At 62.9% G+C, this 15030-nt stretch carries 16 protein-coding genes; 2 read left to right on the plus strand and 14 right to left on the minus strand.

Features of this window, described 5'->3' with window-relative positions; genetic code table 11:
- Positions 1-19: 19 nt before the first annotated feature.
- The 7 genes from V6M87_RS01935 to V6M87_RS01965 form a co-directional block, all read right to left on the minus strand.
- Positions 20-541, minus strand: coding sequence for a hypothetical protein (locus V6M87_RS01935; protein WP_332848039.1), 522 nt, complete (start codon positions 539-541; stop codon positions 20-22).
- 141 nt (positions 542-682) lie between these two features.
- A complete protein-coding gene (locus V6M87_RS01940) occupies positions 683-1078 on the minus strand; it encodes a VanZ family protein (RefSeq protein WP_332848040.1) in 396 nt (131 codons plus the stop codon).
- Between the two features lie 83 nt (positions 1079-1161).
- Complete coding sequence (locus tag V6M87_RS01945) at positions 1162-1476, minus strand: hypothetical protein (protein ID WP_332848041.1); 315 nt, start codon at positions 1474-1476, stop codon at positions 1162-1164.
- A 686-nt stretch (positions 1477-2162) separates the two neighbouring features.
- A complete protein-coding gene (locus tag V6M87_RS01950; protein ID WP_332848042.1) occupies positions 2163-2933 on the minus strand; it encodes an SDR family NAD(P)-dependent oxidoreductase in 771 nt (256 codons plus the stop codon).
- 34 nt (positions 2934-2967) lie between these two features.
- On the minus strand, positions 2968-3483 hold the full coding sequence (locus V6M87_RS01955; protein ID WP_332848043.1) for a TPM domain-containing protein: 516 nt from the start codon (positions 3481-3483) through the stop codon (positions 2968-2970).
- Positions 3483-4301 (minus strand): TPM domain-containing protein, encoded by an 819-nt coding sequence (locus V6M87_RS01960; RefSeq protein ID WP_332848044.1) that lies wholly within the window; start codon positions 4299-4301, stop codon positions 3483-3485. The genes V6M87_RS01955 and V6M87_RS01960 overlap by 1 nt, the downstream gene beginning before the upstream one ends.
- Before the next feature lie 2 nt (positions 4302-4303).
- A complete protein-coding gene (locus tag V6M87_RS01965; RefSeq protein WP_332848045.1) occupies positions 4304-4903 on the minus strand; it encodes a LemA family protein in 600 nt (199 codons plus the stop codon).
- A 147-nt stretch (positions 4904-5050) separates the two neighbouring features.
- On the opposite strand from V6M87_RS01965, the gene pyrF reads away from it, so the two are divergent.
- Complete coding sequence (pyrF, locus tag V6M87_RS01970) at positions 5051-5869, plus strand: orotidine-5'-phosphate decarboxylase (protein ID WP_332848046.1); 819 nt, start codon at positions 5051-5053, stop codon at positions 5867-5869.
- 92 nt (positions 5870-5961) lie between these two features.
- On the opposite strand, the gene sbcB is transcribed toward pyrF, so the two are convergent.
- The 3 genes from sbcB to V6M87_RS01985 all read right to left on the minus strand — a co-directional run bounded on the left by sbcB (position 5962) and on the right by V6M87_RS01985 (position 10369).
- The gene (gene sbcB, locus V6M87_RS01975) at positions 5962-7407 is read right to left on the minus strand and encodes an exodeoxyribonuclease I (RefSeq protein WP_332848047.1); all 1446 of its coding nucleotides are present in this window, start codon (positions 7405-7407) and stop codon (positions 5962-5964) included.
- 125 nt (positions 7408-7532) lie between these two features.
- The gene (locus tag V6M87_RS01980; protein ID WP_332848048.1) at positions 7533-9170 is read right to left on the minus strand and encodes a methyl-accepting chemotaxis protein; all 1638 of its coding nucleotides are present in this window, start codon (positions 9168-9170) and stop codon (positions 7533-7535) included.
- 233 nt (positions 9171-9403) lie between these two features.
- On the minus strand, positions 9404-10369 hold the full coding sequence (locus V6M87_RS01985; RefSeq protein ID WP_332848049.1) for a GGDEF domain-containing protein: 966 nt from the start codon (positions 10367-10369) through the stop codon (positions 9404-9406).
- Between the two features lie 165 nt (positions 10370-10534).
- Between V6M87_RS01985 and V6M87_RS01990 the strand changes: the two genes are divergently transcribed.
- Positions 10535-11410, plus strand: a complete 876-nt coding sequence (locus V6M87_RS01990) for a helical backbone metal receptor (RefSeq protein ID WP_332848050.1) — start codon at positions 10535-10537, stop codon at positions 11408-11410.
- Positions 11411-11474: 64 nt separating this feature from the next.
- Here the strand turns inward: V6M87_RS01990 and V6M87_RS01995 are convergent, their stop codons facing one another.
- The 4 genes from V6M87_RS01995 to V6M87_RS02010 all read right to left on the minus strand — a co-directional run bounded on the left by V6M87_RS01995 (position 11475) and on the right by V6M87_RS02010 (position 15003).
- Positions 11475-11840 (minus strand): HPF/RaiA family ribosome-associated protein, encoded by a 366-nt coding sequence (locus V6M87_RS01995; RefSeq protein WP_332848051.1) that lies wholly within the window; start codon positions 11838-11840, stop codon positions 11475-11477.
- 82 nt (positions 11841-11922) lie between these two features.
- Complete coding sequence (locus V6M87_RS02000; protein WP_332848052.1) at positions 11923-12603, minus strand: DUF1345 domain-containing protein; 681 nt, start codon at positions 12601-12603, stop codon at positions 11923-11925.
- Positions 12590-13849, minus strand: coding sequence for an MFS transporter (locus tag V6M87_RS02005; RefSeq protein WP_332848053.1), 1260 nt, complete (start codon positions 13847-13849; stop codon positions 12590-12592). The genes V6M87_RS02000 and V6M87_RS02005 overlap by 14 nt, the downstream gene beginning before the upstream one ends.
- Before the next feature lie 125 nt (positions 13850-13974).
- Positions 13975-15003, minus strand: a complete 1029-nt coding sequence (locus V6M87_RS02010) for a CDP-6-deoxy-delta-3,4-glucoseen reductase (RefSeq protein ID WP_332848054.1) — start codon at positions 15001-15003, stop codon at positions 13975-13977.
- Positions 15004-15030: the final 27 nt, after the last annotated feature.

The following is a 15030-nucleotide window of genomic DNA, read 5'->3' on the forward strand; positions in this document are numbered from 1 at the left end:
GGCAGCAATGATGGCGGCATCAGCGCGAAATGACCCCGTTGCCGAGGTGGACCCGGTCGCCGCTGCGGTAAGTGGGTGTGGACGACTGGCTGACGACCTGGGTGCTGCCATCGTCCATGCGCAGCGTAATCCGATAAGCCGGGTCGCTGCTGGTCGCACTGCTGGTGCCGCTGGCTTGGCTGGTACCGCTGGTACTCGAACCGGCACTCGATGCCATCGGCTCGATCGAGATGACGGTGCTGTTTGGCATGGTGCTGGCGGTGGGCGGCGTGCCTGCTTGCTGCATCGCTGGCTGCTGGCCGGTGGCAGTGCTACCTGCCGCACCGCTGGCGCCGGTGGCCGCACTGGGGTCGCCGGGATTGCCCATGCTGGCGCTGCCGCTGTCTGGCGGCGAGGCATCTGCGCTGCGTGCGCTCTCGCTCGAACTGCTGGCGCCGCTGGCCGTGCTGCTGGTGTCGGCCGGCATGTTGCTGCAGGCAGACAAGCCCAGCGCCAGCGTCAGCAGGCCCGTCAAAACTACGTTGGGATACAGTTGTTTCATGGTCAACTCCTTCTGGTTGCTGTTCAGGGTGTGCGTGACGATGGAGCCTGCCACTGTGAGTAAGAGGCCATTTTCAGCACGACGTTCCAGCTGACTCAGCTTGCGCATGAGCCATATCAAACAAGGAGGTTTTTTGCGCGCTCAGGGCCGCAGCGAAGCCTTCGGCAACACAGCCCACAACACGGTAGACGCCACCACGGCGGCGACGCAGTCGACCAGCCAATCGCCCACGGCCGCGCCGCGGTAGGGGAAAAAGCTTTGCACGAGTTCGTCGCCGGCGCCCATCAGCGCGACGGCGAACACGGCTTTCAAGGCGCGCTGGGCGCCGTCGCCGGTGCTGCCGGTAAACCACAGGGTTGCCAGACCGGCATAGGCGATCGAGTGCAGTACCACGCCGGACGCAAAGGCGCCGATGGCGTGCCGCTCGCCAGGAATCGAGCCGATGATGAGGATGGCCAGGTACAGTGCAATGGCGAGGCCGAGCCGAAACTTGCGCACGGTGGGGTCGAGGACAAGCAGGTAGAAAAGAGCAAGCATGGCAGGATGGGCGGATAAACGTGAACCATACCATGCCTGCCGTTCATCTGTCGGCAGCATCGACGGCGACTTTCCGCGTCCGTTCAGATGCAGAGGGCAGGCGCGCCGTCAGGATATTGCGCGTCGTAACAGCTGGCGCAGTCGGCGCAGAACAGGTGGGCAATTCGTACCGAGGACTGGCGCAGTACCAGGTTCAGTCCGTGCCGCTGGCATTTGGGACACAGTTCGCGCAGGGTACCGAACGTGATCAGGTCGAGCGGCTGGCTGTCGTCGGTCATGCTATCGACGACCAGCAGCGGATTGAGTTCGGTCAGGATGAGCGGCGCAACGTTCTCGTCGCGGCGGCTGGCGCAGGGCAGGTCTGGCACAGCACGCGATTCGGGGGGATGGAATGGCATCGGTGTGGCTCCTTGAGATTGCCCGGTAAGAGTAAGCTCACAGGGAAACTTCATCTTAGTCAATAAGCAGTTATCGTCAAGTAATAGCGGCGTTTATTTCGCAGTGCGGAATAAGAACCTATCCCGGTAGTGCGGAGTCGCTGCTGGCGCGCCCGACGAACGTGGGCTGGCCGTCATATATGACTTGCCTCGTCCTAGCATGGATCACCATGCGTCGTCCTTGCGCCTTGCCCACGTTCGCCGTGCAGCGCAATCGCGCACGACACCATCAGCTTCCTCCTACCTACCGGGATGGGTTCTAAGGCGGACCTTGCCAGGACCAGCAGACAAAAAAATGCCCACCTTTTGAAGGCGGGCACAACCCAAGAATGGGACCAGACGGAGATCGGTTCGGTGCACCGTGTAAGGCGCGGTACACCTGTCTGCAATCAGGCATATCGGTTGCGTGTAGAGCAGATGAATTGAGTATAGGAGCCACGTATGACGTGGATATGACACAGGACAAACACGTCGGTCCACCGTTGCGAGTCCATAAAAATCAGGGCAAAAAAAAGCCCGCTCTGGGCGGGCTTGAAACTATTTTCTTGGAGGAGAATAGTGGAGACAAGTTCATTATGCTGTGCGGGAAATCGGTTGTCTAATGGTCTTTTCAGATACCAGATATTCGCGCCACGCATAACTTCGACTCAAGCACCGTCCTTAACGGGAACCGTGTAGTTCAGCGCCATGCGCCCACCGTCGGCGTAGATGGTCTGGCCGGTCATGTAGGAGGCGTCGTCGCTGGCCAGGAAAGCAGCGATGGCGGCGACTTCTTCCGGTTCGCCGCAGCGCCCCAGCGGGGTGCGCGACAGGATCGTGTGGCGTGCCTCCGGGCTGCCCAGCACGGCTTTTTTGGCCAGCTCGGTCAGGATCGTGCCGGGACCGATCGCATTCACGCGGATGCCGTACTGGGCCAGGCCGATGGCCGCCACGCGCGTGAGCTGGTTGACCCCGCCTTTCGAGACCACGTAGGGCACCTGGTTCGGAATGGTCAATTCGGCATTCACGCTCGACATATTGATGATGCAGCCGCTTTCGCGTTTGACCATCTCGCGCGCCGCCGCCTGGCTGCACAGGAACATCGATTTCAGGTTGATGCGCAGCACCCGGTCGAAGTCTTCTTCTGCCAGGTCGAGGAAATCGGCCGCGTGGGTGACCCCGGCATTGTTGATCAGGATATCGATCTGGCCGAAGGCGGCGAGGGTGGCGGCGATCAGGGCGTCAACGTCGACTTTCTGGCTGACGTCGGCGCCGAAGAAGCGCGCATTCTCGCCCAGTTCTGCGGCGACCTGCGCGCCCTCGGGCCGGATATCGGCCAGCATGACGCGTGCCCCTTCCTGCAACAAGCGCACGGCGCAGGCGTGGCCGATGCCCTGGCTCGCACCGGTAATAATCGCAACTTTATTGGCTAATTTCATGCATCGCTCGCGGGAGAATCGTAAAAGCGCGAGTTTACAGCATGGCTGGCCGGTCCGGTAACTCGTTGGGGCGCCTGTCGGTGGCGGGAAAGTGCGTGCGCAACAAGTCGTTGACACGGGCGATCGCGGCCAGCGTACTGTCGTGGAAATTACCTTGTGCGAAGCCGGCTGTCATCGTGTTGCAGACGGCTTGCCACGTTGCCGCATCGATGCAGCGGTCGATCCCGCGGTCGGCGACGATGTCGACCCGGCGCTCGGCAAGATTGACGTAAATGAGGACGCCGCAATTGTCCGCGGTATCCCAGACGCCGCATTCGGCAAACATGGCCAGCGCGCGCTGGCGGTTGCTCACGCCGGCCCAGACGGCCGCCAGCGGCAGCGATTTTTCCACCACCAGGCGGATTTCACCGCGGTGGGTTTGTTCGCCAGTCATCACTGCCGCCGTGATGGCGTCCAGCGTGGGGGGCGGAAACGCCCGTTTTGCCACGGCGGTGGTGGTGGCAACATGGCGCCAGACACGCTTGAAGTTGGTTTTCAGATTGTCGCTCATTACCAGTCTCCCGAGGCGCCGCCGCCATCAAAGCTGCCGCCGCCACCGCTGAACCCGCCACCGCCGCCAAAGCCACCGCCGCCGAGGCCGCCGCCGCCGCGTCCTGCATTGGCCAGGATGCTGCCGATCACGAACCCGGTCGCGCCACTGCCCCAGCCGCCACGACCCAGGCTGGCGCCACGGCCGCGCCCGCCGAACACGCCGCGCAGCACCATGAAGCCGACCGCGATCGCCAGCAGGGCGACCAGCGGAAAGCCGCCACTACTTTGTCCGGAAACCGGCGCAGGCGTTTGGGCCTGCGCCGGTGCCGGGAATTTTTCTGCGCTGAGCAAGGTTGCGATGGCGCCGACGCCGGCCGCCAGGCCTTCGTAATAATTCTTTTCGCGGAAGTGCGGTGCGATCACATCCTGCAGCACGCGCTTGGACTGGGCGTCGGTGAGTGACCCCTGCACGCCGCGCCCGGCTTCGATGCGCAAGCGGCGCAAGGCGCTTGGATTGTCGCGTGCCACCATCAGCAGCACGCCATCGTCGACGCCCTTGCGACCCAGTTTCCATGCTTCCACCACGCGGATGCTAAATTGCTCGATGGCTTCCGGCGCGGTGGTCTTCACGGTCAACACGGCAATCTGGCTACCGGTCCGCGCTTCATAATCGGCCAGGACAGCTTCCAGTTTGGCTTGCTGGGACGCGTCGAGCATGCCGGCACCGTCGACCAGGTGACCGGTCAGGGCCGGCACGGCTTGCAGCTGCGCCCGCGCCGGCGCCGCCGCCGCCGCCAATAACAACAGGGAGAGGGCGCAAGCCCACAAGGCGCGCATGCTTATTTGCCGAAGTTGACGGTGGGTGCGGTCGAGATGGCTTTCTCGTTCTCTACCGTGAACGATGGTTTCGCGCTATAGCCGAACGCCATCGCCGTCAGATTGGTGGGAAAGCTGCGCACCGTCACGTTGTAATCCTGCACGCTGACGATGTAACGCTGGCGTGCCACGGTGATGCGGTTTTCCGTGCCTTCCAGCTGCGACTGCAGGTCGCGGAAACTGGTATCGGCCTTCAGGTCAGGGTATTTTTCCGACACGACCATCAAGCGAGACAGCGCACCCGACAATTCGCCCTGCACCGCCTGGAACTTCTTGAATGCTTCCGGATTGTTCAGCACTTCCGGCGTGATCTGGAAGCTGGTCGCGGCCGCGCGCGCGCGCGTGACCGCTTCGAGCGTCTCGCGTTCATGGCTGGCATAGCCCTTGACGGTGTTGACCAGGTTCGGGATCAGGTCGGCGCGGCGCTGGTACTGGTTGACCACTTCACTCCATGCCGCCTTGGTCGCTTCGTCCTTGGTCTGGAACTGGTTGTAGCCGCAGCCGGACAGGATGGTGGCAGCCAGGATCAGGCCGGCGAGACGGGAAAAGAAGGAAATGCGCATGATGAGGTGTCCATACAAGTTGTCAGATGGTCAAAAATATACCTGAAACCCGCGAGATGAGGCGTTTCTTGTGTGCGCAGGCGGACATTGGAGAGTCCGGTAGCGGCGAGTACAATCACGCACATTGTTTTTCAGACCAGGACTACCGTGACTTTCATCGAACAATTGTCCGCCGCGTGGAGCAGTAATAACTCGCTGCTGTGCGTCGGCCTCGACCCCGACCTGGACCGCTTGCCGGCCGCGTTCTCGCGCGACGCCGCCGGCGTGCTCGCGTTCTGCAAGGCCATCGTCGACGTGACTGCCGACCTGGCCTGCGCATTCAAGCCGCAAATCGCCTATTTTGCTGCCTTGAAAGCTGAGCCGGAACTGGAGCAATTGTGCGCCTACATCCGCGTGCGCTATCCGCACTTGCCGATCATCCTCGACGCCAAGCGCGGCGACATTGGCGCCACCGCGCACCAGTACGCGCGCGAAGCGTTCGACCGCTACGGCGCGCATGCCGTCACCGTCAACCCGTACATGGGCTTCGATTCGATCGAGCCGTACTTTGCTTGGCCCGACCGCGGCGTGATCGTGCTGTGCCGCACTTCGAATGCGGGCGGGTCGGACCTGCAGTTCCTCGATGTAGGCGAGCGGCCGCTGTACCAACACGTGGCGCAGCTGGTGGCGGACAAATGGAACCGTCACGGCCAGTGCGCCCTGGTGGTGGGCGCAACCTTCCCGGAAGAAATCGCGCAGGTGCGCGCGCTGGTGGGCGACATGCCGCTGCTCATTCCCGGGGTTGGCGCGCAGGGTGGCGACGTCGAAGCGACCGTGCAAGCCGGCAAGACCGGGCAGGGCACAGGGATGATGATCAATTCCTCGCGCGCGATTTTGTATGCCACGCCGCAGGATGGCGAAGACTTTGCCGCCGCCGCGCGCCGTGTGGCAACCGAGACGCGGGATGCGATCAACGCCTGCCGCTAAGTTGGCGGCGCTGGTGCTGGATGTTCAGTATGGGCGCCGGCTTTCGCCGGGGTGACGGCTGCACGGCTTTCACCGGGGTGACGGCTGCGGGGCTAACGAACCTCCGGGGCGATCGCCTCGGCGTAGTCGTACAGCGCCCCTAAAATTTGTTCGGCGTGCTCGTCGGCATCTTCCGACAGCGCGTCGATCTCCATTTGCAGCTGCTCGATCGAGCGCGCGCCGCCGGCGCCGTCGTACAGGCGCGCCGCACGATGCCGTTCCCACTGGCGCCGTTCGCCATCGCCCAGGCTGTCCGGGAAATTGCGCGCGCGGTAGCGGAACAGGATTTCTTCCAGGCGCTCATCGTCGAAGGTCGGGCGCGCCTTGGCAAGTTGTTCCGGCGTGTCGCCGCGCAATTGTTCCAGCTTGCGACGGTCGTTGTTGCCAACAAAACCGCCATACAGGTCTTCATCGACATCCAGCGGGGCCGAGGCAGGGCGCTGGTACACCTCGGCCCAGATCGCGGTCATGTCCGGCCCGGACGCGGCCAGCGCGGCGTGACGCTGCCCCTGTTCCAGGTTGAGTTCCCAGCGCGCGGCCTGGGCCGCGCTGAGCGTTTTCAGATTCCCCACCAACATCGGCGATTTATTCAGGTGCACGCTTTTGACGGGCAGGCGTGTGACGCCTTCCGGCAGGTCGGCATTGCGCGTAAACATGCGCATGCGGATGGTCTCGACGTCGAGCGTGAACAGCTCGGACGGATCGTGGCGGCAATCCCAGACCAGCACTTCGTTCTTGTTGGTCGGATGGGTGCCCAGTGGATAGACCAGCCCGATGCAGCCGCGTTCGGCGGGAAACATGCCGGACACGTGCAGGAACGGCGTGCGCTCGGCCCGGTCCAGGTGCAAGCCCATTTCGCTGGCGACCTTGTCCTTTTTGCGCAGTTGCAGGCAGAACGTGAACAGTTTTGGTTGCTTGTCGCGGATCAGGCGCGCCAGGGCAATGGTGGCACGCACGTCGGACAGCGCATCGTGTGCGGCCTCGTGGAGCAAGCCGTTCGCTTTGGCCAGGTCCCCGAGTTTGAAGCTGGGCTTGCCGTCTTCGCGCAGCGGCCATTCGATGCCTTCCGGGCGCAGCGCATAGGTCATGCGTACGACGTCCAGCAAATCCCAACGGCCGCAATTGTTTTGCCACTCGCGCGCATACGGGTCGATCAGGTTGCGCCAGAACAGGTGGCGCGTGATTTCATCGTCAAAACGAATGGTGTTGTAGCCGACCCCAATGGTGCCGGGCTGGCTGAACGCCGCCTCGATGGTGGCGGCGAATTGGTACTCGGGCACGCCCCATTCGAGACACTGCTGCGGCGTGATGCCGGTGATCAGGCAGGACTGCGGATCGGGCAAAAAATCCGGCGCAGGCTGGCAGTACAACATGATCGGGTCGCCGATTTCATTGAGGTCGGCATCGGTGCGGATGGCGGCGAACTGGGCAGGACGGTCGCGTCGCGGAACCGCGCCGAAGGTTTCGTAGTCGTGCCAAAGGTAGGTGAATGAGGACATGCTGGAATTCCTTGGGCGTCATGGGGAAAAACCACGACGGATGCTGCCACCGTGATTCCAGCATTGTACTGAATTGGCGCGGCTTGCAACGGGGTGGCGCCGGTCGCGCCGCCCCGCCTGCCTGCTCAGGCTGGCACTTTGGCCAGCAGCTTGCGTGGCGCCGCCGTGGCCGGCGCCACCGGACGGCGCGCCTGCGGCCTGGTGGCGCGGTCATCCTTGACTTTGAACTGGCTGACCTCATCCGACAGCGCTTGCGCCTGGTCGCGCATGCTTTCCGCCGCCGCCGCTGCCTGCTCGACCAGGGCCGCATTTTGCTGTGTCATTTGGTCCATCTCCGTGATGACGGTATTGATTTGCTCGATTCCGCTACTTTGCTCCTGGCTCGCGGCCGTGATCTCGCTCATGATGTCGGCCACGTGCTTGACGCTGGTGACGACTTGATCCATGGTCCGGCCGGCCTCGTCGACCAGGCGGCTGCCCTGTTCAACCTGTCCCACCGAGTCGTCGATCAAGATCTTGATTTCCCTGGCCGCCGATGCCGAACGCTGGGCCAGCGACCGTACTTCGCTGGCGACCACGGCAAAACCGCGTCCCTGTTCGCCGGCACGCGCCGCTTCCACTGCCGCATTCAGGGCCAGGATATTGGTCTGGAATGCAATGCCATCGATGACCCCGATGATATCGACGATCTTGCCCGAACTGGTCCGGATCGAACCCATGGTCTCGACCACCTGGCGCACCACCGTGCCACCCTGGACTGCCACGCCACTGGCGGTCATCACCAATTGATTCGCCTGGCGCGCGTTGTCGGCATTTTGCTTCACGGTACTGGTCAATTCTTCCATGGTGCTGGCCGTTTCCTGTAAGGCCGAGGCTTGCGACTCGGTGCGCCGCGACAGGTCGGCATTGCCGGCAGCAATTTCCTGCGCTGCCACCGAGATTGTGTCGGTCGAGCCGCGCACGCCGCCCACCAGATGCGACAAACTGCCGCTCATTTGCCGCAGCGCGTCGAGCAACTGCCCGGTTTCGTCACGGCCAATACCGTCGATTTCCGTCGTCAGATCACCCGCCGCCACGCTTTTGGCGACCTCGACTGCCCGTGCCAGCGGTGCGGTAATCGAGCGCGTCAGCAGCAGTGTCGAGGTCGCCCCCAGTGCCAGCATGACCGCGCCCAGCGCCATCATGAGGTTGCGGCTGGCGATATTCGTGGCAGCGATCCGGGCCGCTTCCTGATCGACCTGGTGCCGCTCCTCTGCCGCCAGTTCGGCAATCGCGGTGAGGAATGCTTTCGACACCGGAATGAATTTTTCTTCGAGCAACTGATTGGCAGCTGCGGAGTTGCCGGCTTTTTGCTGCACCATGATTTCCTGGCGGCTTGCCAGGTAGACCTTGCGCACATCGACGACCGCCTTGAACAAGGCGATTTCCTGCGGGGTATCCATATGGCCTTCGACAGTTTTTTGCAGTTCATTGGATGCTTTCGCACCTTCAGCGGCATCGGCGGTAAAAAAGACATCGAGCGCCGGGTCGTTGGACTTGATGATGGCCTGGGTGCGGCGTACTGCCACGTGAATGTAGCGGTTCCAGTCGCCGATGAGGCGTTCGGTCGCGAGCGGTTCGCTCAGCAGCGCAGCCGCAGCGCGCGCCACATTGTCAAGGCGGTTGATGCTCACGCCGATTGTGAGCAAGGAAAAAAACAGGATGCTGGCAAAGCCAAGACCGAGGCGGCGGCCGATACCGAGATTTCGAAAGTAAGTAAGCATGATTTTCAGAGGTGGGTTAGGGCGGTGAAACCTGGCGCCCTTACGCACCATGCGGTTCGATTGCAGACAGCTGGCTGTCGTCGATCACGCGGCATGGCAGGGGCGAACACCCATTCAGTGTAGAAGGGGTGCTTGCCTTGCTGCAACTTATTTTTACTTACTAATTGATGTGTACCAACTATTCGTCTCATTCCGGCACGATACCTGCGCGATACCGGCGCCGCCCGCCCGGCTCAAAAACAGATGCGGTCGCGTCCGGCTTCCTTGGCGCGGTACAGCGCTGCGTCGGCGTCGGCCACGATGCTGCGTTCGTCGCCGCCAGGTGTCAACGAGGCAATGCCGAACGAGCCGGTGATATGCGGCAGCGGTATGCGCATGTCGTCGAACACGACGGTATTGCGCATCTTTTCGCACAGGCGCTCGGCCACCATTGCTGCCACCGACGGCGCGGTTTCAGGCAACAGCACCAGGATTTCCTCGCCGCCGTAACGGACCGCGAAATCGGACGGGCGCAGCAGTGCGCGCACCAGCGTGGTGGCGGCGCACAGGGCACCGTCGCCGGCCAGGTGGCCATGGGTATCGTTGAATTTCTTGAAGTGGTCGAGGTCTATCATCAGCACCGACAGCGGGTGGCCGTCCTGGCGCGCGCGCGCGACCAGTTTCGGCAGCATGTCGTTCAGCCAGGTGCGGTTGTAGAGTCCGGTCAAACCATCGTTGAGCGATAGCTGGCGGTAGAACTCGCCCAGCTTCTGACGCCGGCGCAGCAAGGCATTGGCGGCGCGAATACGGAACGACAGCAGGCGCAGCAGATTGCGCGCCACGCCATTGCTCTGGTCGATCAGGCGCCACACCAGGTCCGGCTCGATGACCAGTAATTCGGTGTCTTCCACTGCCGTCATGGCGGCCAGGTTAGTGGCGTCGTCCAGCACCGATTGCTCGCCCACGCTCTCGCCCGGCAAGATGCGCGCGGGTGCGCCTTCGGCGAACATCACGCCGTTATCGTCCGCCACTTCCAGCGCGCCGGACAGCACGATGTACAGGCGCGCGCGGAAGGTGTCCTCCACGACCTTGTTTTCCGCCAAACGTACAATGGCGCAATGCGCCAGGGCAGCGTTGACTTCGGCGCTTTCCGCGTCGCGGAACAATTGCAGGTCGGCGGCGCTGTAGCGGGAAGCACCAAAGGTACCGATGTTTTCCAAATTATTCTTTCATGGTCATGATTTAACTGCAGGTTGCATGAAAATTGTAAAAATATGGCTTAAAAACGTGGTAAATCCGCCAAGTCGCGGCATGCGCGCGACCAACCCTCCGCATTCTATGCGATTTGTTTGGCAGATGGCCGCTGGCGATGTTCCAATATAGTAATGAAAGATACCGATCCCTACAGTCCTGAGTTCAGGCTGGCAGTGCCATCATCCGGCCAGCCGGGCGCCACGTCACCCTACCCGGTCGACGCGGTCGGGACCCCACATGCGCCCGCGCCCGGCGCCCGCATCGTCTGCCTGGTGCCGTCCATTACGGAGTTGCTGTGCGACCTGGGCCTGGCCGATCAACTGGTTGGGCGCACCGGGTTTTGCATCCATCCGGCCGCGGTGGTTGCCGCCATTCCCAAGGTGGGCGGCACCAAGGATGTGAACATCGACAAGATCCGCCAGCTGCTGCCCACGCACGCTATCGTCAACATCGACGAGAACACCAAACCCACTGCGGAGGCGCTGGCGGAGTTCGTCCCGCACGTGGTCGTCACCCACCCGCGCGCGCCGCGCGACAACCTTGCCCTGGCGCGCCTGATGGGTGCGATCTTCTGTAAACAAGCGGAGGCCGAACGCTGGTGCGCCCAGTTCGAGCGCGAGCTGGCGGCGCTGGAAGCGATGCAGCCGGGCGCCGAGCGCACGGTGCTGTACTGCATCTGGCGCGACCCGTGGATGACGATTTCCAGCGACACCTATATCGCCCGCATGTTGGGCGAACTCGGCTGGCAAGTGCCGGCGTTTGACGATGCGGCGCGTTATCCCACGTTTGCCTGGACCGATGGATTGCTCGACCAGATCGACGCCGTGTTGCTGTCGACCGAACCCTACCGTTTTACGGACGCGCACGTGGAGGAGCTGGCCAGTCAGATCGGCAAGCCAGTCATGCTGGTCGATGGGGAAATGATGTCGTGGTATGGCAGCAGGGCGGTGGCGGGGCTGGGCTATCTGCGCAAGCTGCGCACCGAGCTGGAGCGTGGGATCGGCTAGTGTGCCCGGTGAAGGTGGGCGCCGGCGCGGCGCTGGCAATGCAGCGGCGCCGGCCCAAACTGCTTTATGCTGCGAGGTCCGGATCTTCTTCGGTCGCAGCCACTGGCGGCGTGCTGTGCAGGTTCTTGTCGTGCAGGCGGCCCAGCGCGCTGTCGATGGCACGCTTGAGTTTATCGGCGGCGCCGCTGATGGCCTGGTGCACATTGGCGGCATGGTTGGTGACGGCGATAGGCTGGTAGCCGGTCACGCGCGCTTCGAGCATGCAGCGCAGGCCGCCGGCTTTCTGGCCATTGTCGTCGCTCAGGTGCACTTCGACGCGGGTGATGTGCTCGCCAAAACGGTCGATGGCTGCCTTGACGGCGGTTTCTACATGTTCGTCCAGTCCGGCGCTGCGTTGGATGGACTTGTCGGTGTTGATGTTGATCTGCATAAGGTTCCTCCTGCTTAACAAAAAACGGTGATTTGATCTTACACCGTGCGCAGAAAATCGCGCGTCCAGCAGAACGGCGCGTTCAATTGTTCATCAGTCCCGCCGCAATATTGATCGCCAACCCGACAATCACCAGGTTGAACAGGTAGCAAATCACGGACTGGCTGAGCACCAGTTTGCGCATGGCGCGCGACATGACGCAAACGTCCGAGGTTTGTACCGCCACCGAAATAGTGAAAGAGAAATAGAGGAAATCCCAGTAGTTCGGTTCCTTTTCGTCGTCGGGAAATTTCAGTTCCGGCTGGTCGCTGTCGCTGTTGTAAAACATGTGCGCGTAGTGAAAACAGTAGAGCACGCCGAGCAGCAGCCAGGAGCCGGTCACGGTGACGGCCGTGATGATGTAATGCAGTGCCTGCTGCCCGTCACCGCCCTTGCCCGCGCTGGCCAGTTCCGAGATCACGGCGGCCATCGTCAGCGCAATCCCGATCGTCATCGTGACCAGCACCAGCGCCGCGCTTTCATCCTGGCGGGCGGCCAGTTCGCGGACCCGGTGGTGGTCGGCCTTGTTCAGCGGATAGATAATGATGAGCAGGTACAGCCACACCGTGACGTTCCAGCCGATCAGCGCCTGGCGCAGCGCCGTTTCGTCGTGGAAGAACAGGCCGCTGGCCACGCCCACCAGCAAGGCCACGGTGAGATAGGGCCGGCTGCTGACGAAGCGGTGCAGCAGCGTGCGTTCGGCCAGTGGCTTATGCTTGGGCACGGGCTTTTTCTTCCGCGTCGTGATGAGGGAAGCGGTCCATTTTCGACAGCACCGGGAACAGCACGGCCCACAGGCCCGTCACGACCAGCGTGGCCGCACCGCCGAGGAAAATCGCCCGCACCAGGCCGAGCCAGCCGGCCGTGATGCCCGACTCGAATTCGCCCAGTTCGTTGGACGCCCCGATGAACACCGAGTTGACCGCGCTGACGCGCCCGCGGATGGCGTCCGGCGTTTCGTACTGCACCAGCAAATGGCGGATGTAGACGCTGACCATGTCGCCCGCGCCCAGCAGGCACAGGGCGATCAGGGCGATCGAGAAATTCGCGGTCCAGCCCAAGGTGAGCGTGGCCAGGCCGAACACCGCCACGCCGCCGAACATCCAGGCGCCCACGCGGCGCCGGATCGGGAAGAACGCCAGCGCGATCGAGCAGATGGCGGCACCCGCGCCGGGCGCCGTGCGCAGCCAGCCCAGCCCGCTCGCATCGGTATGCAGGATGTCGTGTGCGTAGGCCGGCAGCAGCGCGGTGGCGCCGCCGAACAGCACCGCGAACAGGTCGAGCGAAATGGCGCCCAGCACGATCGGGCGCGACCACACGAAGCGCAGACCTTCGAGCAAGGTGCTCCAGCTGACCGGCGCCGTGTTCATCACTTGCGGCGCGCTGGTGGTCATGGCCATCGTGATTACCGACAGGGTCAGGAGGATTGCGGCGACCAGGTACACGGTGGTCGGACCGAAGGCGTACAGCAAGCCGCCCAGCACCGGGCCGGCAATCACGGCCACGTGGAAGCTCGACGAGGACAGCGCCACGGCCTGGCTGAAGCTCTCGTGCGGCACCAGGTTTTTCAACACCGCCTGCGAGGCCGGCATCATGAACGCGCGCGCGCTGCCGAAGATGACCAGGATCGCGAACACCGGCCAGACGATGGTGCTGCCGCTCCAAGTAAAGGCCAGCAGCAGCGCGCTGGTGGCCAACTGCGCGCCGAAGCACCAGACGATGATGTTGCGGCGGTTGTGCGTATCGGCGATGTGGCCGGCCCACAGAATGAGCACCAGGAAAGGCGCGAATTGCGCCAGGCCGATCAGGCCAAGGGCAAACAGGCTGTGCGTCATCTGGTACACCTGCCAGCCGACGGCAACGCTTTGCATTTGCACCGCCAGGGTGCCGAGGACGCGCGAAGAGAGGTAGAGCGAGAGGTTACGGTTGCGCAGGACGGCAAAGCCGTTGGACGAAGACTTCACGGACATGGGGGCTTTCGGGACAATGCGACGAAGGAAGGTCTCATTGTGCCCGATGTGGACGAGCTGCGCAGTCCATACGGGCCCAGCGCCAGCGCATTTATTTGTCTGCCCACCCGCGCCCGAATTGCCTTTTAAAACTGGTGCAGATCCGCTTCCGACGTAAAGGCATCGGCATAAAACTCGTCTTCCGGCAAACCGCACTTGCCGACGTAATCGGCGCGCGCGGAATCGACCATGATGGGGGCGCCGCAGGCATACACCTGGTAGCCCGACAGGTCGGCCTGGTCTTGCATGACGGCGGCGTGCACGTAGCCGGTGCGCCCGCTCCAATGATCGTCCGGCTGCGCATCGGAAATCACCGGCACGTAGCGGAAATGCGGCAGCGTCGCGGCCCATTCTTCGCACAGTGCGTGCATGTATAAATCGGATGGGCGGCGGCCGCCCCAGTACAAGGTCACGGGACGGGGCGATTCCAGGTGCTGCAAGTGCTCCACCAGCGCTTTCACGGGCGCGAAGCCGGTGCCGGAAGCGAGCAGGATGATGGGCTTGTGCGACTCTTCACGCAGGAAGAAACTGCCGTGCGGGCCTTCGAAGCGCAGGATGTCGCGCTCCTTCATGGTGGAAAATACCTGCTCGGTGAACAGGCCGCCCGGCATGTGGCGTATGTGCAGCTCGAGCGGCTGATCGAGCGACGGCGCGTTGGCGATGCTGTAAGAACGGCGCTTGCCGTCGCGCAGCAAAAATTCGATGTACTGGCCGGCGCGGTAGGCCAGCGCTTCATTGGCCGGCAATTGCAGCGTCAGGATGGCGACATCCTGGGTGACCTTGGTGAGGCTGGCCACGCGCGACGGCATCTTGCGCACCGGGTAATCGCTGCTGCCGCCCACTTCGCGCACGGCGATGTCGAGGTTCGAGGTGGGGACCACGCAGCAGAACAGCGCGAAACCGTCGGCTTTCTCCGCGTCGGACAAGGCGCGCGCCTGGTGCGGCTTCTGTTCAAAGGAGCCGGACAACACCTTGCCCTTGCACGAACCGCATGCGCCATTTTTGCAGCCATAGGGCAGGCCAATGCCGGCATGCAGGCCGGCTGCCAGGACGGTATCGTCGATGTCGCAAGTAAATGTGTGGCCGCTGGGCGCCACGTTGATCTGGAAAGTCATGCCTGAGAATGCCGAATAAGAGTGGAC

The organism is Massilia sp. S19_KUP03_FR1 (assembly GCF_036688685.1).
Classification (GTDB): domain Bacteria; phylum Pseudomonadota; class Gammaproteobacteria; order Burkholderiales; family Burkholderiaceae_D; genus JALYUM01.